The organism is Rummeliibacillus sp. BSL5, assembly GCF_052928305.1.
In genome coordinates this window covers 1,065,090-1,086,731 of the sequence record NZ_JAVGCV010000001.1, presented here as the reverse complement: position 1 = coordinate 1,086,731, position 21,642 = coordinate 1,065,090, and the positions used below count along the sequence as shown (strand labels likewise).

At 37.9% G+C, this 21,642-nt stretch carries 18 protein-coding genes, 1 other RNA gene and 1 other annotated feature; of the genes, 17 read left to right on the top strand and 2 right to left on the bottom strand.

The genetic code is table 11. The features are described 5' to 3' along the window. Positions 1 to 5: 5 nt before the first annotated feature. The 3 genes from panB to panD are packed head-to-tail and all read left to right on the top strand — an operon-like array spanning position 6 to position 2,083. Entirely contained in the window at positions 6 to 845 is an 840-nt protein-coding gene (panB, locus tag RCJ93_RS05580; RefSeq protein ID WP_150283997.1) for a 3-methyl-2-oxobutanoate hydroxymethyltransferase, read from the top strand. Next, the gene (gene panC / locus RCJ93_RS05575) at positions 842 to 1,693 is read left to right on the top strand and encodes a pantoate--beta-alanine ligase (RefSeq protein WP_446738592.1); all 852 of its coding nucleotides are present in this window, start codon (positions 842 to 844) and stop codon (positions 1,691 to 1,693) included. The genes panB and panC overlap by 4 nt, the downstream gene beginning before the upstream one ends. Positions 1,694 to 1,696: 3 nt before the next feature. Next, positions 1,697 to 2,083 carry an aspartate 1-decarboxylase gene (gene panD / locus RCJ93_RS05570; RefSeq protein ID WP_066786117.1) on the top strand — a complete coding sequence of 129 codons (387 nt, stop codon included), beginning with the start codon at positions 1,697 to 1,699 and terminating at the stop codon, positions 2,081 to 2,083. A 162-nt stretch (positions 2,084 to 2,245) separates the two neighbouring features. On the opposite strand, the gene RCJ93_RS05565 is transcribed toward panD, so the two are convergent. Continuing rightward, positions 2,246 to 4,078, bottom strand: a complete 1,833-nt coding sequence (locus RCJ93_RS05565) for an SH3 domain-containing protein (RefSeq protein WP_446738591.1) — start codon at positions 4,076 to 4,078, stop codon at positions 2,246 to 2,248. Positions 4,079 to 4,327: 249 nt separating this feature from the next. Further along, positions 4,328 to 4,567, top strand: a binding site (T-box leader). A 79-nt stretch (positions 4,568 to 4,646) separates the two neighbouring features. On the opposite strand from RCJ93_RS05565, the gene hisS reads away from it, so the two are divergent. From hisS to RCJ93_RS05495, 14 genes are all read left to right on the top strand, one after another. After that, complete coding sequence (gene hisS / locus RCJ93_RS05560) at positions 4,647 to 5,936, top strand: histidine--tRNA ligase (RefSeq protein WP_446738590.1); 1,290 nt, start codon at positions 4,647 to 4,649, stop codon at positions 5,934 to 5,936. Between the two features lie 2 nt (positions 5,937 to 5,938). Then, on the top strand, positions 5,939 to 7,717 hold the full coding sequence (gene aspS, locus RCJ93_RS05555) for an aspartate--tRNA ligase (protein ID WP_446738589.1): 1,779 nt from the start codon (positions 5,939 to 5,941) through the stop codon (positions 7,715 to 7,717). Between the two features lie 251 nt (positions 7,718 to 7,968). Then, positions 7,969 to 8,161, top strand: a non-coding RNA gene (gene ssrS, locus RCJ93_RS05550) — 6S RNA. Between the two features lie 230 nt (positions 8,162 to 8,391). Then, positions 8,392 to 8,928 carry a hypothetical protein gene (locus RCJ93_RS05545; protein WP_446738588.1) on the top strand — a complete coding sequence of 179 codons (537 nt, stop codon included), beginning with the start codon at positions 8,392 to 8,394 and terminating at the stop codon, positions 8,926 to 8,928. 471 nt (positions 8,929 to 9,399) lie between these two features. Further along, on the top strand, positions 9,400 to 11,349 hold the full coding sequence (gene nagE, locus RCJ93_RS05540) for an N-acetylglucosamine-specific PTS transporter subunit IIBC (protein ID WP_446738587.1): 1,950 nt from the start codon (positions 9,400 to 9,402) through the stop codon (positions 11,347 to 11,349). A 212-nt stretch (positions 11,350 to 11,561) separates the two neighbouring features. Continuing rightward, positions 11,562 to 12,713 carry an N-acetylglucosamine-6-phosphate deacetylase gene (gene nagA / locus RCJ93_RS05535; protein ID WP_446738586.1) on the top strand — a complete coding sequence of 384 codons (1,152 nt, stop codon included), beginning with the start codon at positions 11,562 to 11,564 and terminating at the stop codon, positions 12,711 to 12,713. A 34-nt stretch (positions 12,714 to 12,747) separates the two neighbouring features. Continuing rightward, the gene (locus RCJ93_RS05530; RefSeq protein ID WP_147193917.1) at positions 12,748 to 13,470 is read left to right on the top strand and encodes a GntR family transcriptional regulator; all 723 of its coding nucleotides are present in this window, start codon (positions 12,748 to 12,750) and stop codon (positions 13,468 to 13,470) included. 3 nt (positions 13,471 to 13,473) lie between these two features. Continuing rightward, entirely contained in the window at positions 13,474 to 14,193 is a 720-nt protein-coding gene (locus RCJ93_RS05525; protein ID WP_251645784.1) for a sugar isomerase domain-containing protein, read from the top strand. 18 nt (positions 14,194 to 14,211) lie between these two features. Further along, a complete protein-coding gene (locus RCJ93_RS05520) occupies positions 14,212 to 14,481 on the top strand; it encodes a phosphocarrier protein HPr (protein ID WP_066786144.1) in 270 nt (89 codons plus the stop codon). Beyond that, positions 14,475 to 16,196, top strand: a complete 1,722-nt coding sequence (gene ptsP / locus RCJ93_RS05515; RefSeq protein WP_251645787.1) for a phosphoenolpyruvate--protein phosphotransferase — start codon at positions 14,475 to 14,477, stop codon at positions 16,194 to 16,196. The genes RCJ93_RS05520 and ptsP overlap by 7 nt, the downstream gene beginning before the upstream one ends. Positions 16,197 to 16,213: 17 nt before the next feature. Continuing rightward, entirely contained in the window at positions 16,214 to 16,909 is a 696-nt protein-coding gene (locus RCJ93_RS05510) for a glucosamine-6-phosphate deaminase (protein ID WP_446738585.1), read from the top strand. 134 nt (positions 16,910 to 17,043) lie between these two features. Continuing rightward, a complete protein-coding gene (locus tag RCJ93_RS05505; protein ID WP_066786151.1) occupies positions 17,044 to 17,805 on the top strand; it encodes a tRNA threonylcarbamoyladenosine dehydratase in 762 nt (253 codons plus the stop codon). 279 nt (positions 17,806 to 18,084) lie between these two features. Further along, a complete protein-coding gene (locus RCJ93_RS05500; protein WP_066786154.1) occupies positions 18,085 to 18,984 on the top strand; it encodes an ABC transporter ATP-binding protein in 900 nt (299 codons plus the stop codon). Further along, positions 18,977 to 20,215, top strand: coding sequence for an ABC transporter permease (locus tag RCJ93_RS05495; RefSeq protein ID WP_066786157.1), 1,239 nt, complete (start codon positions 18,977 to 18,979; stop codon positions 20,213 to 20,215). The genes RCJ93_RS05500 and RCJ93_RS05495 overlap by 8 nt, the downstream gene beginning before the upstream one ends. Before the next feature lie 36 nt (positions 20,216 to 20,251). Here RCJ93_RS05495 and RCJ93_RS05490 read toward each other — a convergent pair whose 3' ends face one another. Beyond that, positions 20,252 to 21,544: a replication-associated recombination protein A gene (locus tag RCJ93_RS05490; protein WP_446738584.1), complete on the bottom strand. Its 1,293-nt coding sequence runs from the start codon at positions 21,542 to 21,544 to the stop codon at positions 20,252 to 20,254. Between the last annotated feature and the right edge of the window lie 98 nt (positions 21,545 to 21,642).

The window sequence follows — 21,642 nt, the reverse complement described above, 5'->3', positions numbered from 1 at the left end:
AAATAATGAAATCGACAACGGATTTTATCAAAATGAAAGAAATGAACGAGAAAATCACAATGATCACGGCCTATGATTATCCCTCAGCACAGCTTGTGGAAAGTAGCAGAGTCGATATGATTTTGGTTGGTGACTCGCTTGGGATGGTAGTCCTAGGCTACGATTCTACAGTCAATGTGACGATGGAAGATATGATCCATCATGGAAAAGCAACACGTAATGGAGCAAGAGATACATTTATCGTAGTTGATATGCCATTTGGCAGTTACCATGGCGATGAAACAGAAACCTTGAAAAATGCAGTACGCCTATTTCAGCAAACAGGTGCAAATGCCTTAAAGGTAGAAGGGGCAGGGATGTTACTCCCTTCTATAAAAAGAATGATTAATGCAGGTATACCAGTTGTGGGACACCTTGGATTGCAGCCGCAGTCTGCTGCTATTTTAGGTGGATTTAAAGTACAAGGAAAAAATGCTGAAGCAGCCAAAAAATTAATCCAAGATGCCAAAGCCTTAGAGGAGGCGGGAGCATTTGCTCTCGTTTTGGAATGTGTACCGCATCAATTAGCTGAAATTGTTACGCAAGAATTACGCATACCGACAATCGGAATTGGGGCTGGACGCGATGTCGATGGGCAAGTGCTTGTTTATCATGATGTATTAAGATATGGCAATCATCATTTGCCAAAGTTCGTAGAAACTTATGCAGATGTTGCTTTAGAAATAAGCAAGGGTATCACGTCATTTTGCAATGCTGTAAAAAACAATGAATTTCCGACTCCAAAACATCAATTTACTATGTCTGAAGAGACGATAGATGAATTGTATGGAGGCATAAAAAGATGAAAGTAATATCAACAGTTGCAGGATTGCAAGAAGAGCTAAAAGAGTTTCACTCTGCCCATAAAAGCGTCGCATTAGTTCCAACGATGGGGTATTTGCATGAGGGGCATATATCACTGATTGATGCAGCAAGAAGAGAGAATGAAATAGTGGTGTTGAGTGATTTTGTAAACCCTACTCAATTCGGTCCCAATGAAGATTACGAAAGCTATCCTAGGGATCTGGAAAGGGATCGAGAAATAGCAGAGAAGGCTGGAGTAGATTATTTATTTGCTCCTTCAGTGGAAGAGATGTATGGAACAGATGGCGGAATTCAATTTGCTGCAGGGCCTGCTACATCTATATTATGTGGAGCGAGCAGACCGGGCCATTTTAATGGAGTATTGCAAATTGTAACGAAGTTGTTCCATATTGTGCAACCAACAAATGCATATTTTGGTCAGAAGGATGCACAACAGTTAGCGCTGATTGAAATGCTGGCAAGGGATTACTTTTTCCCTGTTACAGTATGCAGTGTGCCGATTGTGCGAGAAGAAGACGGCCTAGCCAAAAGCTCTCGTAACGTTTTTTTAACAAGTGAGGAAAGAAAAGAAGCCCCTAACATTCAACAAGCGTTACTTTTGGCAAAGCAAGATTTCTTGCAACATCAAGATAAAAAACAAGCCATTGAAACAGCAAAAGAATACATCCATGCTAATACAAGCGGCCGGATTGATTATATAGAAGTCTGGAGCTATCCGGATTTGCAGGAAGTACAGGCGAATACGGAAAAATTAATCGTCGCTGCTGCTGTTTATTTTTCAGAAGTACGTTTAATTGATAATATTCTTTTTTCTACTGAGGAGATATAAAAAATGTTAAAAATGATGATGACATCTAAATTACACCGTGCAACAGTGACACAAGCTGATCTGAATTATGTCGGCAGCATCACAGTTGACGAAGATTTATTGGAAGCAGTCGGCATTTTGCCAAACGAAAAAGTACAAATTGTAAATAACAATAACGGGGCTCGTTTTGAAACGTATACTATTGCTGGAGAGCGTGGTTCAGGAGTTATATGCTTAAACGGTGCTGCTGCTAGGCTTGTGCAACCGGGAGATATAGTCATTATTATCGCTTATGGCTATATGACAGCAGAAGAAGCTTTGAATCATAAACCAGCAGTTGCCATTTTAAATGAGCACAATCAGATTAAACAAATGCTTCAGCATGAACCAGAAGCTACGGTTATCGTTTAATATATAAAGAGGATCGGATAAAACAAAATTCGTCCCTTTCAAAACAAAATAATCATAATTTATAGTATAAATTTGAATTCAAAGATAAATAAAAACCGAACAAGTGTGATAATAATCGCACTATAGTTCGGTTTTTTTATATGCTATTCCATTTTCGTTTTATCACTTGTTACGACCAAAGTAGATTAAAAGCCCATTTACAACACCTTCTGCAACGGTTTCACGGAAATCATCTGTGTTCACAAGCTTGACGTCATCCTTATTGGAAACAAAACCAAGCTCTAAGAGAATAGATACAACCGAGTTCACGCGTGTTACTTGAAGACTTTTATCTTTAAGCGCGCTATTGTTTGCTTTCCGAATATTATAATTCGGATATTCATCTTTTATGGCTTTCGTAATTTCATCGTTAATTATTTTTGCAAAGTTATAGCTAGAAACCTTAGCAGACGATGTATAGTAGCTTTCATAACCACTTGCTGCTGCAGGACCAGAATTATGATGAACACTGATAAAGGCATTGGCTCCAACCTTTGCAGCATAGAACGAACGTTGATCCAGTGTCAAAAATTCATTATCACTATTACGTGTCATAGAAACTGTACCACCGACTGATTGGATTGCGTCTCTGACAGCTTGTGCTGCATAAAGATTCAATGTTTTTTCATAGACTCCATTGCCGACAGCGCCGGAATCTTGTTTACCGTGGCCTGCATCTACTACAATTTTCAACCCTGTTAGCGAGCCTTTTAAAGGATTCGATACAGAAGTTGTTGGTTTTTTTGTTGTAATGGTACTAGAGCTAGTATTCGCTGAGATCCAGCCTTTTTGTTTTGAGTTATATTGAACCTGTACCCAATTGTTGCTTGAAATACGTAAGATTTTAAAGTAATTGCCTTTTGAAGCTTTTCCTAATGTAGGTGCTACTGTAGAAGGCAGTGAACGAATATTCAATGTATCAGCTTTCATTACGAAGTAAGAAGTCTTAGATGGTATGCTTGATGTATATGAAATATTTTCTATCGAAGCAAAGCCATAATATGTGCTCCCGTTAATCCATCCTTCTACATCGTTATATTTTACATAAATCCACCCGTTACTAGCTTGCTTTAAGATTTGTACCTTAGTTTCAAAGGGGATAGTTTGTCCAAGTGACTTTGCGTTCACACTATAACTGTTACGCATCGTGAGTCCTGTTGGCTCTGTAATATAGTAGTAGGTTGTTTGTTCAGGCACAACAATTGTAACAGAATTTGTAATTGGTTCTTTCTTTTGCTGTTTGCCGTATTTTGAAAGTACCCATCCTTTTTTTCCTGTTTTATAAGTAACCTCAATCCACCCATTGCTGGCAATTCGTGAAATTAAAAGAGATTCATTCTTTTTAACATATGTGAGCAGCTTGGAATCGGCATAAGGTTCAGCGCGTACAGATAAAGAATTTGCTGTCACCGCGAAATAATAATTGGCTGCAGCTGCTGTCATAGAAGGTTTAGTAGAAACAGTTACATAAGCAGCGTTTACCCACCCAGTAATAGATCCTTTACTAATTTGTACCCAATCGCCTTTTTTAGCCTTATAGGTTGCACTATCTCCCTTTTGCATTTTTCCAACTATTTTCGAAGAAGTAGTGTTACTCTTGCGAATGTTTAGGTCATTTGTTTTGGATAAAACTACTTTTGTTGTGTTGCTAAGAGGCTGTAGTTTCTGCTTGACCACTTTTAAATAAGTAGCTGAAGCCCAACCTGTTTGATTTTTGTACTTTACTTTATACCATGAACCCTTTTTTGCTAATTTGGTGACAACAGTATTTTTTTTGATGCTAAAAAGGACACGTGATTTAGACGTAGTTGGTGCATTTCGTACATTTAAAGCATTCGCTGTCACCTTCAATTTCACTGTAGCAGCTTCTGCTTTTGGTACGACTGCAAATAATGAAAACACTAGCAATAAGCAAAGTGTGACAATGGTCGCTTTCTTTCGATTATTAGTATCCATGTTTTTCCTCCTTTTCTACATTGTAAGATGAAAAGTCATAAAAAACTACAACTTTTTTGATAGTTTAATAAAAAATTTTTCCTTTATTCCACATCTTTCGGGAAAACTTCATAAATACTGCTTTTAAATTTTGTTAAAATTTTGATGATAAAAAAATATAAAATATACAAGAAAACCTAAATCAAACAAAGATAGAGCAATAGTTGACATATTCCTTAGAAATGATATTATAGGTATTATCTAAAAAATTGATCGCCAAAGACCAAGAAAGTAACAATCAGCAAGTACTTTTTAGAGAGGAAAAAGCCGTGGCTGCAAGCTTTTCCATTGTACTGATTTGTGAATAACACTTGAGAGGCTTTTCTTCGAACGGACATGGTTCTAGTAGGGGGAAACGGTATCGGCCGTTATCCGATTTGAGAGGATTTAGTCATTATACTAGATCAACTAGGGTGGAACCGCGGAAGCTATAGAGCTCTCGTCCCTTGCATTTATGCAGGGGGCGAGGGCCTTTTTTGTTAGGATTAAGCACTAGTTGATCTTTTTTAAAATAGAAAGGAGTTCTACTATGAATTTTAAAGTTCCTAGAGGTACGCAGGATTTATTGCCTGGTGTGACAGAAAAATGGCAAAAAGTTGAGGAGATTATCCGTGAGCTATGTCATCTTTACCGCTATCCAGAAATCCGCACACCAATTTTTGAAAGTACTGAATTGTATACGCGTAGCGTAGGTGACACCACCGATATCGTACAAAAGGAAATGTATACGTTTAAAGATAGAGGAGATCGTTCATTAACACTGCGCCCAGAAGGTACTGCAGGCGTTGTTAGATCATATGTAGAACATAAAATGTTTGGTCAGCCAGATCAGCCGATTAAGCTATCTTATTTAGGGCCAATGTTCCGTTATGAACGCCAACAAGCTGGCCGTTATCGTCAATTTGTTCAATTTGGTGTAGAAGCAATTGGAAGCAAAGACCCCGCTATTGATGCAGAAGTAATTTCCCTAGCTATGAATATTTATAGTGGTGTAGGCCTTCAAGATGTGAAGCTTGTCATCAATTCACTTGGGGATCAAGAGGTACGCGCAAATCACAGAGAAGCTTTAGTCAATCATTTTAAGCCACATATTGATGAATTCTGCCAAGATTGCCAATCGCGTTTAGAAAAAAATCCTCTACGCATTTTAGATTGTAAGGTGGATCACGGTCACCCATTAATGGCGACAGCTCCAGCATTGACAGATTATTTAAACGAAGAATCTGCGAATTACTTCAATAAAGTAAAACAGTATTTAGATGTCTTAGGCATCTCTTATGAAGTGGATCCTAACCTAGTACGTGGATTAGACTATTACAATCACACAGCATTTGAAATTATGAGTACGTCAAAAGGCTTTGGTTCCATCACAACATTATGCGGTGGCGGAAGATACAACGGTTTAGTAGAAGAAATTGGTGGACCTGAGTCACCAGGCATTGGTTTTGGTATGAGTATTGAACGCTTGCTACTAGCATTGGAAGCAGAAGGCAAAGAGCTGGATATTGAAGACCAGTTAGATATGTATATTGTTGCTATGGATGAAGATGCGAAGTTAAAAGCGGTTGAGCTAGCTAGCTCATTCCGAGCAAAAGGCATTTCAACAGAGCTTGATTACACGGACCGCAAAATGAAAGCCCAAATGAAGTCAGCCGACCGAAAACAGGCTACATGGGTTATCGTGCTAGGGGAAACAGAATTAGCAGAACAACAAGTGGCTGTAAAACATATGGCTACAGGCGATCAAGAGAAAGTGCCGTTCTTCGATTTAGTAGAATATTTAACAAAACAGAAGCAGAAGCAAATGGAGGAAAAGTAAAGATGGCTATAAGAACACATGAATGTGGTATTTTACGCGGCGAACATGCAGGTGAGCGCGTGGTTTTAAAAGGGTGGGTACAACGCCGAAGAGATTTTGGCGGTTTGATTTTTATTGACTTGCGCGACCGCTCAGGGATTGTACAAATCGTATTTACTCCAGAAAACTCACAAGAAGCGCTTGATTTAGCCGATAGCTTCCGTACAGAATATGTAATCGAAGTGGAAGGCGAGGTAAAACGCCGTGCAGATGATATGATTAATCCGAATATGGAAACAGGTATGGTTGAAGTTTATGTAGACAAAGTAGAATTAATTAATAAAGCCAAAACAACGCCATTCCAAATTGAGGACCGTATTGTAGTAAATGAGGATTTGCGTCTGAAATATCGTTATTTAGATTTGCGCCGTCCTGTAATGTATAACACATTTAAAATGCGTTCAGACGTAACAAAAGTCATCCGTAACTTCCTGCAAGATGAAGGTTTCTTAGAAGTGGAAACACCAATTCTGACAAAATCTACTCCAGAAGGCGCACGTGACTATCTTGTACCGTCTCGCGTTCATGAAGGTGAATTTTATGCATTGCCTCAATCACCTCAATTGTTCAAACAATTGTTGATGGTATCTGGCTTTGAAAAGTACTTCCAAATTGCTCGTTGCTTCCGTGATGAAGACTTGCGTGCTGACAGACAGCCTGAATTTACGCAAATAGACATGGAAATGAGTTTCATGACGCAAGAGGAAATTTTAGACTTAAATGAACGATTGATTCAAAAAGTAATGAAAGATATTAAGGATATTGAGATCCCACGTCCATTCCAACGTATGAAATATGACGAAGCAATGGCTCGCTATGGCTCTGATAAGCCGGATGTCCGTTTTGGTTTAGAGTTAATCCAACTTTCTGATGTGGTAGAAGGCTGTAACTTCAAAGTATTTGCTCAAACAGTTGAAGCCGGCAATGAAGTTAAAGGCTTGAACATTAAAGGTGCCAACGACAAATATTCTCGTAAAGACTTAGACGAATTGACAAAATACGTTGGCCGCTACGGAGCAAAAGGCTTAGCATGGATGAAAGTAACAGAAGAAGGGTTAACAGGCCCAATCGGCAAGTTCTTCCAAGATGAATTTGGCCAAAAACTAATGGAACGCATGGGTGCAGAGCCAGGTGATACGCTAGTATTTGTAGCAGATAAACGTTCAGTTGTTGCAGATTCACTTGGTGCACTTCGTAAGAAATTAGGAAAAGATTTAGGTCTAATTGATGAATCTCAATTTGCATTCCTTTGGATCACTGATTGGCCGCTGCTAGACTACTCAGAAGAAGAAGGACGCTATACAGCAGCACACCATCCATTCACACGCCCATTTGAAGAAGACCTTGAAAAAATGGAAACAGCTCCAGGTCAAGTACGTGCCCAAGCATATGATATCGTTCTTAATGGATACGAATTGGGTGGTGGTTCATTACGTATTTACGAAAAAGAATTACAAGAAAAAATGTTCGAAGTGCTTGGTTTTACAAAAGAACAAGCGAATGAACAGTTTGGTTTCCTAATGGATGCATTTGAATACGGCGTTCCTCCACATGGCGGGATTGCCTTCGGCTTAGACCGTTTGGTAATGTTGTTGGCTGGCCGCGATAATCTACGTGATACTATTGCGTTCCCTAAAACAGCATCTGCTAGCGATTTAATGACCGAAGCGCCAAGTGAAGTATCAGAGGCGCAACTGGATGAACTTCATATTAAAACAAAAACACTTGCTGACGAATTGTAATTAAAAGCTAATAGTGCTGAAAAAGAGATCGAGAAAAATTTCTCGATTCTCTTTTTTTTTATGTTTAACTCGTGTGTGACAGTGGTATATATTCTTATCTTACAAGATTTAATATTACTATCAGCCCGATTCAAGGCTGATGAGAATTAAGTCATAGAAATGTAAGAAGCACGAATGAAAGATTAATAATTAAAGAGTAAAAACTTTTATTTTGATTTTTCAAAACTTTCGTGTTAATATGTATTTAACAACAAATCCTGAGGTGTTCGTTGAAGCTCATATCGTCTTGACCGAACATATCGTCTTTGGGAGTTGCTCATTTTGGAATGGCAAACATGCCCTTTACTTTGTAGGGGGACTTTTAAAGTTTCGAATACGACACCCACCTGCTAGAGTGCGGGTTCAAGGCTATTTGCATTACTCGACGGCACAATCGGGATTTGTTCATATTGTAAGATTGGTAACCTGTGATTCTCTGAGAATCAGAGGATTTTTTTTTTTTTTTTTTTGGAGAAATGTCTAACAGATGTCGTTATCACGATTATATCTAATAATTTTCAACTTATTAAAAAGAGCTATTATAAAAGGTTTATATTTTAAAAAGCTGGGTAAATAAATTTTAATCCATATGTATTCATATGGAAATAATGTTAAATATCTTAGGGGGAAGAAATGTGGAAAAATTTAAGGGGTTTATTATTTTATTATTATCATTATCGTCATTCGCATTAGTGTACTCTACTTTAGAGAGTAAAAATCCTAGTGAAGCAAAGGCAACATGTTATCCAGCTAAGGATTGTAATGCGAAAAAGTATGAGTTAGGACATAAAGTCACTATTAAAAAAACTTATACGAAAAAAGAATTAAAAACCTATAAAGAATTTAATAAATTTTTAAAGGGGGTATCGAATGTGGCTTTAGGACCAGCCATATCGGGTGCTGCAGGTTTCGGTGCTTCAAGTAAAGTAAAAGCGGGTGCCCGAGCTGGTGGAGTTAGCGTATTTATATGGGGGATAGGAAAAATTTCATCATTACAGGAAAAAAAGTTTGGGAGTTATTTAAAAAAAATAAAGAATAAAAAACATAATAAATTAATAATTTCTAAGACTTATCAAATGCAAGAAGTTAAAACAGCCAGTTCTTATGGGAATTATGTAACGACTGAAAAGCGGCTTGTATTAATAAAAACAACCTATTCGACTAAAAAGTAATTTATATTCTTTTTTCTAAAAATTATGAAGAGAGGAATAAAAATTATGAATAGTAACCAAATAATTGGCGTTATTATAGGTTTAATAATTTTTAATGGTTTAAGTATACTATCAAAAATGTTTACATGGGAATCAATTGTACTACAAATAATCGGTATATTTGTAACATATATAATAATTACTTTAAAATATAATAAGAGGAAAAATATTTGTTGATTTTATTTTCCATATACCGCATTTGTATTAAAGAACTATATATTAACTTAATGTATCAGTTTTCTGTAAGATTTTTAAAACTAGTTACTTTGAATAGGTTGAATACTTTTTGGTTCAACCTATTTTTTATTTTAAGTTAATGAATAGTTTCATATTTATATTACATATAATGAATGGTACTTTTTTTTTCTGTGAAAACGCTTTATACTAATTGGTATAGACAACTATACCAAAAAACAAAGGAGTGTGATTGAAATGTTAGGTTTCTTGCAAAAGATTGGTAAATCGCTAATGTTCCCGATTGCAACCATGCCTGCAGCTGCATTGCTCGTCCGGCTTGGTTCACCTGATATGATTGGGAGGAGTCAAGTAGAGTTTATTCAAATTGTTGCAAAAATAATGGTAGCTTCAGGTGAGGCAATTTTAGATTCGGATAATTTAGCTTTAATTTTTGCAATTGGTATCGCAATGGGATTTGCTTTTGACAACAATGGGGGAGCCGCATTATCTGGTGCGATAGCCTATTTAGTTTTAACAGGGGTATTAGAAAAAATTAATGAACATTTGAATATGGGCGTATTCGGTGGGATAATTTCGGGTATTGTTGCAGGTCTTTTATATAATAAATTTTATAATGTAAAGTTCCCTGAATGGCTTTCTTTCTTTGGGGGGAAACGATTTGTCCCCATTATAACCTCTGTAACCATGGCAGTACTTGCGGGTTTGCTTGCTTATGTTTGGGGGCCAATCCAAAATGGTATTGATTCTACAGGTAACTGGATTATCGGAGCAGGCGCAATTGGATACGGGGTTTACGGTTTCTTAAACCGTTTGTTACTTCCGATTGGTTTGCATCATGTAATCAATACAATAGTATGGTTTGACTTTGGTAAATTTACGGATGCTGCGGGTAAAGTAGTAAAAGGAGATATTCCTCGTTTCTTAGCAGGAGATCCAGCAGCAGGACTCTTCCAAGCTGGTTTCTTCCCGATTATGATGTTTGGTTTGCCAGCAGCTTGTTTGGCTATGTACTTTGCAGCTAAAAAAGAGAAACGCGCTATTGTGGGCGGCATGTTCCTGTCAATCGCCTTAACAGCTTTTGTTACAGGGGTGACAGAACCAATCGAATTTACATTTATGTTCTTATCTCCAGTTTTATATGCAGTGCACGCTGTATTAACGGGTATCTCTTTAATGATAGCGGCTGCATTAAACATTCATGATGGTTTTGGTTTCTCAGCCGGTCTAATAGATTATTTATTGAATCTCGGTATTGCACAAAAACCTTTCTTGCTTATACCTCTTGGTTTAGCATTTGGCGCTATCTATTTTGTAATTTTCTATTTCTTAATAACAAAATTCAATTTAAAAACGCCAGGCCGTGAAGATGACGAGGATGAGGAAACAGAAACAATGCAAGGAACAGAAGATGAAGTACTTGACGCAAAAGCTTATCATACAATTGAAGCGCTAGGTGGCAAGGAAAACATCGTGCAAGTCGATCACTGTACGACACGCCTTCGTTTAACTGTAAAAGATGCGGGTTTGGCGAACGAAAAAGAATTGAAAAAATATGGTGCACGTGGTGTTATGCGCATCAGTAAAACAAACTTGCAAGTCATCATTGGTACGTCTGTAGAATTTTTGGCAGACGCAATGAAAAAACGCATCGCCAAAGGAAATCCAGCTCCCAAAAATGTAATAAGTGAAGCAGCATTGGAAGAGACAGATGTTAGTCATACGAACTTATTGCCGGAAGACTTTGTTATGCCGATAACAGGTGATGTAATTCCACTTTCAGAAGTACCTGACCAAGCATTTGCATCTGGCATGATGGGACCTGGTTTCGGTATTTTGCCAAAAGATGGTGTTATACAATCACCTGTTGACGGGAAAGTTATGATGATCTTCCCGACAAAACATGCAATCGGCCTTGTAACGGATACAGGAATTGAAATTTTAATCCATATCGGCCTTGATACGGTAAAATTAAATGGTAAAGGCTTTGAGGTGCTAGTAAAACAAGATCAGCTTATTCAACGCGGGGATGATTTAATCAAAGTTGACTGGGCATATGTTAAAGAAAATGCTCCATCCATTGCGACACCTATAATATTTACAAACTCACAAAATAAAAACGTGAAGCTTGAAAAAACAGGCTACCAACGTAGTGGAACATCAAATATCATCAGAATAGAAGAATAAAATTTAAGTCAGGTATAACAACAGATCAATAAATATTGCAGCTTTAATAAAAGTGAAATCAGCTAAAACTCTACAGTCCAGAAAGCTTGGGTCTAAATGTGGAATAGAAGCTGATTTCACTTCATTCCAATCAAAAAGTGTTTTAAAGCTATGTAACATTATATTTAAAGTTTTCTGTTAGACACCTGGATTTTCTTTAGGAGATGTTAAATTTGAAGCAAACATGCCTGATAAAAAATGTAACCATTGTAAATGCCGATGATCGTATGGACAATTATGACGTCTATATAAAAGATGGGGTTATTCAACACATCGGTCGTTTAATAGAGATAGAAGCAGATGAAGTGATAGATGGCGTTAACCAATATCTTCTTCCTGGATTTATAGATATGCATATACATGGATCAGCTGGTAGTGATGCAATGGATGCTACGCCAGAATCGCTTCATATAATGGCGAAATCCCTGCTGAAAGAGGGGACAACCAGTTTTCTTGCAACTACCATGACTCAATCGATTGACAAGATAGAAGAAGCACTAAAAAATTTAGCTGTTTTTCAAAGTGGGAAAGATGAAGCCGAAATGGTCGGCGTTCACCTGGAAGGTCCGTTTGTTTCGAAAAAACGCGCGGGTGCACAGCCGCTCGAGCATATTATTCCACCCCAATTATCATTATTCCAACGGTTTCAAGAACTTAGCGGATACCGGATTAAAGAAGTAACTGTAGCACCAGAAACAGATGGAGGATTTGAATTTGTAGAAAATGTCGCAAAGACAGGCGTTGTAGTTTCTATCGGTCATTCAGATGCAACATTTGAAGAAGTGCAAAAAGCAGTAGTTCTTGGCGTGAAACAAGGAACGCATCTTTATAATCAAATGCGGCCCTTCCATCATAGGGATCCAGGCGTGGTAGGAGGTACATTGCTTGTGCCTGAAATTCAAGCAGAGATCATTGTCGATTTCATTCACTCACATCAGGAATCAGTTAAGCTTGCTTATCAAATGAAAGGCGCAGATCATATTATTTTAATTACCGACGCAATGAGGGCGAAAGGCTTACCCTATGGTGACTACGATTTAGGTGGGCAGCTTGTTCATGTCACAGAGAGTGGCGCTCATTTAGAGAATGGCGCATTGGCTGGCAGCGTATTAAAAATGGATCAAGCTCTTCGAAATATGAAAGAAGCAACCAACTGTACACTTCAGGAACTTGTCGCTATGACTTCCTTCAATGCGGCAAAGCAATTAAATTTGACTAGCAAAGGAAAAATCAAAGAACATTATGACGCCGATCTCGTTTTATTGGATAAAGACTTAAAGATTCAAAAGACGATTAAAAAAGGCAACGTCATTGAAAATCTGTAGTGTAAGTTCATTAATTTAAAGGTGTTGAATAGATTTGGTTGATCGGAATTCGCATGTGCCTATATATATACAGATTGAAGATATCATCAAAGAAAAGATAGCGGTTGGCGAGTACATTAAAGGATCTTCTATACCTTCCGAAAGGGAGCTGTCTGAGACATACAACGTCAGCAGGATGACAGTGAGGCAAGCGATTACAGGATTAGTTAATAGTGGTTTGCTATATAGGGAAAAAGGGAGAGGCACTTTTGTGGCTGATCCTAAATTTGAACAGCCGCTCAATGGCTTGACCGGTTTTACGGAGGATATGATCGCAAGAGGTATGGAGCCGAGCAGTGATATTGTACTGTTTGAGAAACAATTACCTTCTTTTGAAATAAAGCAAGATTTAGGTTTAAACGATGAAGATGAGGTATACTTTATAGTGCGTATTCGAAATGCGGACCATCTTCCCATGGCTATTGAAAGGACGTATATACCTGTTAAACTTGTCCCAAACTTAAGCAAAGATCAGCTAAGTGGATCTCTCTATCAATTGATTGAGCAGGAATATGGACTAGACATTCACAATGCCACACAGCAGATGGAAGCCGCTATTGTTTCAAAAGAGGATGCAAAATATCTAAACGTTGGGCAAAAAGCAGTTGTCTTGATTATCAAAAGAACAAGTTATTTATCGAACGGAAGGCCGTTTGAACTTGTGCGCAGCGTGTATCGCGCAGACCGTTATAAGTTTATAAGCGAGATTACGAGGTGACACATGAACAATTATTTTGCTGAAGTCACGCATCTTTTAAAAGATGTATATGAAAAGGAAATGCCTGCCATAAAACAAGCAGCGATGCTAATTGCAGAGAGCGTGAACAAAGGGGGCATTTTACAGTTATTTGGCTGTGGACATTCTCACCTTCTGGCTCAAGAAGCATTTTATAGGGCAGGCGGATTGGTTCCTGCCAAACCAATTAGTATAGAACCCCTTATGCTTCACAGTGGTGCGCTCACTTCTTCTAAAAATGAAAAAGATCCAAATTTTGTTGAAAAGCATATAGAAAGTTTTGATTTTCACGATGGAGATGTCCTTCTTATTATTTCTACATCTGGGCGAAATGCTGTTCCAATTGACGTTGCACTTTTAGCAAAAAAGTTAAAAATCACCACCATTTCGCTTCAGTCTCTTAACTATTCAAGGGAATCTTCAAGGCACCTTTCACACAAGCGGCTTGAGGATGTAGTAGATGTGATAATAGATACACATGTGCCTGTTGGCGATGGCGTCCTTTATAGAGGCGATCTGCAATATGGTCCTGTCTCTACAACCATCGGTTCTTGCATGTTGAATGCTTTGATAAGTGAAGTGGTGGAGATTATTATGGAAAAGGAGGAGCGCGCTCCAGTATTTTCTAGTGCAAATGTAGATAAAGCAGGAAAGAATAATGAAGCTTTGATAGAACAATATCAAAAGCGGGTCAATTTTAATTAACTCTTGGAGGTATTTACAATGGAAAAGAAATTTAACATTACTGCATCAGAAGGTTTACATGCAAGACCATGTACAGTTTTAGTACAAGCTGTAACACCATTCTCATCAGAGGTTCAACTTACGTATAATGACAGAACGGTAAACCTTAAATCAATTATGGGTGTGATGTCACTGGGCATTCCTTCAGGAGCAGAGATTTTAGTATCTGCGGAAGGAAGCGATGCAGAAGAAGCTTTAAACAAAGTCAAAAATGTTCTTTCTACAGAAGGAATTGGTGAAGAATGCTAGAAATGAAGGGGATTGCCGTATCAAACGGTATTGCCATTGCTAAAGCGTATTGTTTAGTAGAACCAGACTTGTCATTTGAAAAAGTCACCGTCAGCGATTCAGAAGCAGAAAAAAAGCGTCTAAAAAATGCTGTAGCCGAAGCTAAAAAGGATTTAGAAGGAATCAAAGCAGAAGCTGAAAGGAAATTTGGACCTGATAAAGCAGCCATTTTCCAAGCACATTTGCTAGTATTAGAGGATCCTGAAATGCTCGGTATGATTGATGGGAAGATCGATGAAGGTACGAATGCCGAAGCTGCTCTCCATGAGGTATCAACTACATTTATCGAGATGTTTGAGGTAATGGAGAATGCTTACATGAAAGAAAGAGCGGCAGATATACGAGATGTGTCAAAGCGTTTATTGTCAAAATTATTGAATGTAGAGATACCAGATTACAGCCATTTAAATGAAGATGTAATCATAATTGCAAATGACCTTACACCATCTATGACGGCTCAACTCGATAAAACACATGTTAAAGGATTTGTGACAGATATTGGTGGTAGAACCTCCCATTCAGCAATTCTTGCTAGAACAATGGAAATCCCAGCGGTTGTTGGCGCCAAAACAGCGACAAAAGATATCCAACAAGGAGCATTAGTCATTGTAGATGGTTCAAAAGGCGATGTTATAGTAGATGCAGAGCCGGAGATAGTTGGTACATACCAAACGGCTCAAAAAGCTTATCTTGAAGAACGTGCATACTTTGAGCAGTTTAAGGGCGAGCCAAGCATAAGTAGAGACGGACACCATGTTGAAATCGCTGGGAATATCGGTAAGCCTGAAGATGCAGATATTGTGTTAGAAAATGGCGGAGACGGCGTAGGTTTATTCCGAACAGAATTTTTATATATGGACCGCACCGATTTGCCATCTGAAGAAGAACAATTTGTTTCTTATAAATCTGTTCTTGAAAAGATGAAAGGAAAGCCAACAGTAGTTCGGACATTAGATATTGGTGGCGACAAGAAGCTTCCATATTTGAAAATGGAAGAGGAAATGAATCCTTTCTTAGGCCACCGTGCCATTCGCCTTTGTTTAGATGATACAGCATTGTTCAGAACGCAGCTCCGTGCATTGCTTCGTGCAAGCATTTATGGCAATTTAAAAATCATGTTTCCTATGATCGCAACACTTGATGAATTTAGAGAAGCGAAAGCCATTCTAGAGGATGTGAAAAAGGAGCTTGTAACCGAAGGCAAAGAAGTAAGCGATACCATTGAAGTCGGTATGATGGTTGAAATACCTTCTACTGCTGTTATGGCCGATTTATTCGCAAAGGAAGCAGACTTTCTTTCTATCGGCACAAATGATTTAATTCAATACACACTTGCAGCAGATCGGATGAATGAAAAAGTTTCTTATTTGTATCAACCATATAATCCTGCTATTTTGCGTCTTGTGAAAAGTGTCATTGACGGCGCTCATAAAGAAGGCAAATGGGTAGGTATGTGTGGCGAAATGGCAGGCGATGAGATAGCAATTCCTATTTTGCTTGCAATGGGGCTAGATGAATTCTCGATGAGTGCATCTTCAATACTTAGGGCACGTGCACAAATCGCCAAATCTTCAAAAGAAGATTTAGAAAAGCATATAGAAAAAATTCTGCAACTTTCCTCCAATAAAGAAGTTTCAGGCTATGTAAAACAATATTTAATGAAGGAACCTAAATAGAAAAGGGAAGTGACCAGTTGGCTATTCAATTAGAAACCGTGAAGGACCTAGATCAATTATATACTCGAGCTTTTCAATTAATTGAGGAGCAGAAAGACAACGGAGCTAAAATTTTCGGACTTGCAACTGGAGGAACAATGCTTCCTTTATACGAACGTATCCGAAATAGCTCAATTGACTTCTCTAACTGTGAGAGTGTAAATTTGGATGAATACGTTGGATTACCAAAAGAACATCCTGAAAGCTACCTTTCTTTTATGACGCAACAATTGTTTAAAGAGAAGCCTTTCAAAAATTCACATTTACCGAATGGAGAAGCTACAAATCCAGAAAAAGAAGCTAAGCGATATGAGGAACTTTTACAAAACCTAACTCTTGATTTTCAATTATTAGGCGTAGGTGAAAATGGACATATCGGTTTCAATGAACCGGGTACTTCTTTTGATAGTGAAACCCATGTCGTAGATTTGACACCTTCTACAAGAACAGCTAATGCACGATTTTTTGAATCAATTGATGAAGTACCTGAAAAAGCGATTACAATGGGTATAAAATCCATTATGAGGGCGAAATACATCCTTTTAATCGCAGTGGGAGAGAAAAAAAGAGATGCGATCAAATCTTTAATCGATGGTAATGTGACTGAAGAGGTGCCAGTAACCGTCTTAAACAATCATTCAAACGTGATTGTTTTGACAGATTTGGATTTTTAGATAAAGAGAAGGCCTAGATTCTAAGGCCTTCTTTTTTATCAAGAGTCTATTTTCAATTACATTTTCATGCTATAATTTGTTTTGTTTATCTTAGTAAGTTACTTGGTTTACTTAAGTAGAAGGAGTGCGATATCATGTTGCATCAATTTTCAAGAAATGAATTAGCTATTGGCCAAGAAGGTTTGGACAAGCTTAAAAATACGACAGTTGCCATCTTAGGAGTCGGCGGTGTGGGATCTTTTGCTGCTGAAGCATGTGCAAGAAGCGGAGTAGGTCGTATTATTTTAGTGGACAAAGATGATGTAGATATTACCAATATTAATCGCCAATTAGTCGCATATCTATCGACAATCGGCAAATCCAAATCAGCAGTTATGAAAGAAAGAATAGCCGACATCAACCCTGAGTGTGAAGTAATTGACCTTCATATGTTTTATACTGAAGAAACATACGAAGAATTCTTTAGCTATCAGCCAGACTATGTCATAGATGCTTCAGATACGGTCAAATACAAAATCCATATGATTAAAGAATGTCTAAAACGCAAAATCAAAATCATTTCAAGTATGGGAGCAGCTAACAAAACTGATCCGACACGTTTCAAAATTGCAGATATTTCTAAGACGCATACTGATCCACTTGCAAAAGTGATTCGCTTAAAATTGCGAAAAGAAGGTATTAAAAAAGGCGTTCCGGTTATTTTCTCTGATGAGAGCCCAATTGTAATACGACAAGATGTAGCTCAAACAGTTGGTAATCCAGACGCAGAGATTCGGAAAGCTAAAATGCCGCCTTCATCCAATGCGTTTGCCCCATCTACAGCAGGACTCTTTGCAGCTAGCTGGGTCATTAATGATATTCTAAAAGATATTAAAATACAACGTGTTCGTGACTAATTGTAGCCGTATTCGCATGTACTGTGCGAATGCGGTTTTTTTAATATTTTAGGACGTAAGTTTTCTAAAAAAAGAAATATAAGGATGTTATAGGAAATTATATGATAGAATAGATGTGTATAGTGCTAGGAGCTAAAAAATCTCAATATTAATGAAGATAATTAGTTTTCAAAAATTTTTCAGTGGTACTGCACTTAAATAGTTAAATAAATGAATACTTTATGCTGTACTAAACGTATATGTAATATGTTCGGAAAATTTTTATAAAAGGAGACAGCTATGGCTTTAAAAATTGATCATGTCACGAAGAAGTATCAAAATTTCACTGCGGTTAACCAGCTTTCATTTACGATTGAAAAAGGAGAGATATTCGGTTTGATCGGGCAAAATGGAGCGGGTAAGACAACTACTTTTCGTATGATTCTTGATTTACAGGAAACGACGGAAGGGAACATCTCCTGGAATGATATACCTATCAATAAAGTAAACAGAGATGTCCTGGGCTATTTACCGGAAGAGCGAGGAATATTTCCATCAATGACCGTTGAAGACCAGCTTTATTTCTTTGGTGTTTTGCGTGGTAGGGGCAAAAAAGATTTAAAACAGGATGTAGATTATTGGATTGAACGTTTTGAACTAGTCGACAAAAGAAAGGCGAAAGCTGAGACCTTGTCAAAAGGGAATCAACAAAAAGTGCAGTTGATTGCAAGCTTTATCCACCAGCCTGAATTTTTAATCCTTGATGAACCTTTTAGTGGTCTGGATCCTGTAAACCGTGAGCTTTTGATGGATGCCATTCTCTATTTAAAAGAAAAAGGAACCACAATTTTATTTTCTAGCCACCAAATGGCTAATGTTGAAGAGCTCTGTGACCATTTGTGTATATTAAAAAGAGGCGTTTCGCTTTTCACTGGTAGTTTAAAAGACTTAAAAGAACAATATGGTAAAAAGAAATTAAGCATTCGAACAGATTTAACAGAAAAAGAGTTACATACATTAGAAGGCGTAACAAACGTTAAAAAAACAAGAGATGGATATACACTTACACTGGAAGACGAAACGTACGGGAAACAGCTATTTGAACAAATTAGTAGAGGACAATATATGGATAAATTTAGCATGGATTATTTAACTCTTGATGAAATTTTCAAAGATTTGGTAGGTGGTATAGTTGTCTAAGTTTTGGATTCTAGTTACACAGCTTTATAAACAAAAAATTAAAACGAAATCATTTATTCTATCTATTCTTTTGTATGTTGCCGTTATTAGTTGTGTAATGTTCTGGTCTGATATTAAGGCTGCATTATTTTCTGAAGAGCCTGTAAAAATTGCGATGGTCAATGAGACAGAACAGGATTTCAAGCCATTGTTTAAATCGGATAAAGACATGAAATTTAATTTTACAGATCAATCAAGGGCTGAGGTCGAAAAGAAAGTAAAGAATGGAAAGTACGACGCAGCTGTTTTTCTTACAAGCAAGAATAAACAAATGGAAGCAGAAATAGCGACATTCGAACCGCTTGAATATAACGATCAAACCGCTTTGTCAGGGATGATTCAATATGCTGGCAGAATTTATGCTGTACAACAGTTGAATCTGACAAGCGATCAGGCTGCACATATTCTTGATGCCAATACAACGATTGTCTCTAAAAACTTAGATAAACAAAAAGGCACAGGTAAAAGTGAAGATGAAAAATCTGCCGGTATCGGTGTTTCTATTTTAATCGGTTCCATTGTCTATTCTTTTGTTATTTCATTCTTATCGATGATAACCACCGATGTTGCATCTGAAAAAGGATCGCGTGTGCTTGAAGTAATGCTTGCAAGTATAAAGCCTTCCACGCACTTCTTAGCGAAAATTACCGGAACATATTTGCTGGCGCTAACTCAGCTCATTGTGTTAATCGTTGTTCAAGTAGCGCTGTTTTTAGTTGTGGATGGGGGTTCTAAATGGGATAAAGTAACGAATACGATTGACCATCTATCTTCAACCTATATTTTATACACTATTGCATACTTATTGTTGTCCATTTTCTTATTCTTAATTATGGGGGCTCTCTTTGGTTCGCTTGTATCAAAGGTAGAGGAAGCTAGCCAAGCCATGATGCCTGCAATGTTAATGGGTATGGCGGGTTTTTATATCTTGATGTCCGGCTTGTTTAGCCCAGATACGATGCTAGTAAAAGTGTCATCCTATATCCCGTTTATGACCGTAATGGTTATGCCGCTGCGCATAAGTGCGACAGATCTTTCACCAATGGAGCCGCTGATTGCGCTTATTATCCTGATCGTCACTGTTATCGTATTGTTCTACATCAGTTTTTCATTCTATAAACGAAGTGTATTGACTTACAGCTCAGGCGGCATGATGCAAAAAATCAAAACGGTTTTAAAAGTAACAACATAATGAAAAAAATGATTGAAGAGGCAATAGCCTTTTCAATCATTTTTTATTTTTCTTTTTTAATTGGTTTAAATGATCATAAATGCCTGCCATTCGCTTTTCTTGTCCGGCAATTACAGGTTTATAGAATTCTGAGCCGACTAGCTTGTCTGGCAAATATTCTTGGTCTACCCAACCGCCAAATGTGCCGACAGGTGTATTATGTGGATATTGATAACCTTCTACGCCAAGTGTTTTGGCTCCGCTATAATGAGCGTCTCGCAAATGGAGCGGGATGTCACCAGTTTTTCCTTGATGGATAGAAGAAATTGCTGCATCAATCGCTGTGATGGCAGAATTAGATTTCTCAGCCAAACACATCTCGATTACAGCAGATGCAAGCGGTATGCGAGCTTCCGGCATACCGAGTCGTTCGGCGGATTGGATAGCTGCAAGTACATGCGCGCCTACTTCAGGAGCGGCTAGACCGATGTCTTCGTAGCTCATGACAAGAAGCCGTCTTGAGACAGCAACTAAATCGCCATTTTCTAAGAGATTAGCTAGATAATATATGGCGGCATTAGGATCACTTCCGCGAACTGATTTTTGTAACGCAGATAATAAGTTATAAAAATGGCTACCCTTTTGGTCTCCGTAAACACCGATGCGCTCTGCTAAGCTTTGGATAGTCGTATCGTCTACAATTGTCTCGTCATTTTCTTCATCAGAGGCGTAATAAACAGATTCTAGCAGAGTAAGAGCTTTTCTTGCATCCCCGTTTGCTGCAAGAGCAATTTCCTGAATTTGCTTTTCAGTTATGCGGATTGAATATTGGCCAAGGCCACGCTCTTTATCTTCTAGAGCCCGTTGAATTAATGAAACTATATCACTTTCTTCGAGCTTTTTTAGCTGCTTAATCTCACCGCAGCGTGAACGAATGGCTGGATTCACATCATGAAATGGATTTTCTGTTGTGGCTCCGATGAGTACAATAGCACCATTTTCAACGTGCGGAAGTAATGTATCCTGTTGCAATTTATTGAAGCGGTGTATTTCATCAAGGAATAATATGACTTGTCCTACAATCTTCGCTTCATTTACTACATCCTCTACATCTTTTTTTCCAGCCCTTGTCGCATTCAATGCAAAGAACGGCAAGTTAGAAGAACCAGCAATAGCAAATGCAATGGATGTTTTACCTATACCAGGTTCTCCATATAGCAACATGGAGGGAACATGACCTTTTTGAATCATTTTATATAAATTAGTCTTTGGTCCAATGATGTCTTGATGACCGACAACTTCATCCAGATTGCGCGGACGCATGCGAAATGCAAGTGGTTGTTGCGGCAACGTGGTCACCTCTTTTCTAATATCTAAAACCTACTTTGTTATTTTCTCAAATATTCACTAGCTTTGCATTAAAATAGATTAGGCATTTTAAATCTTGT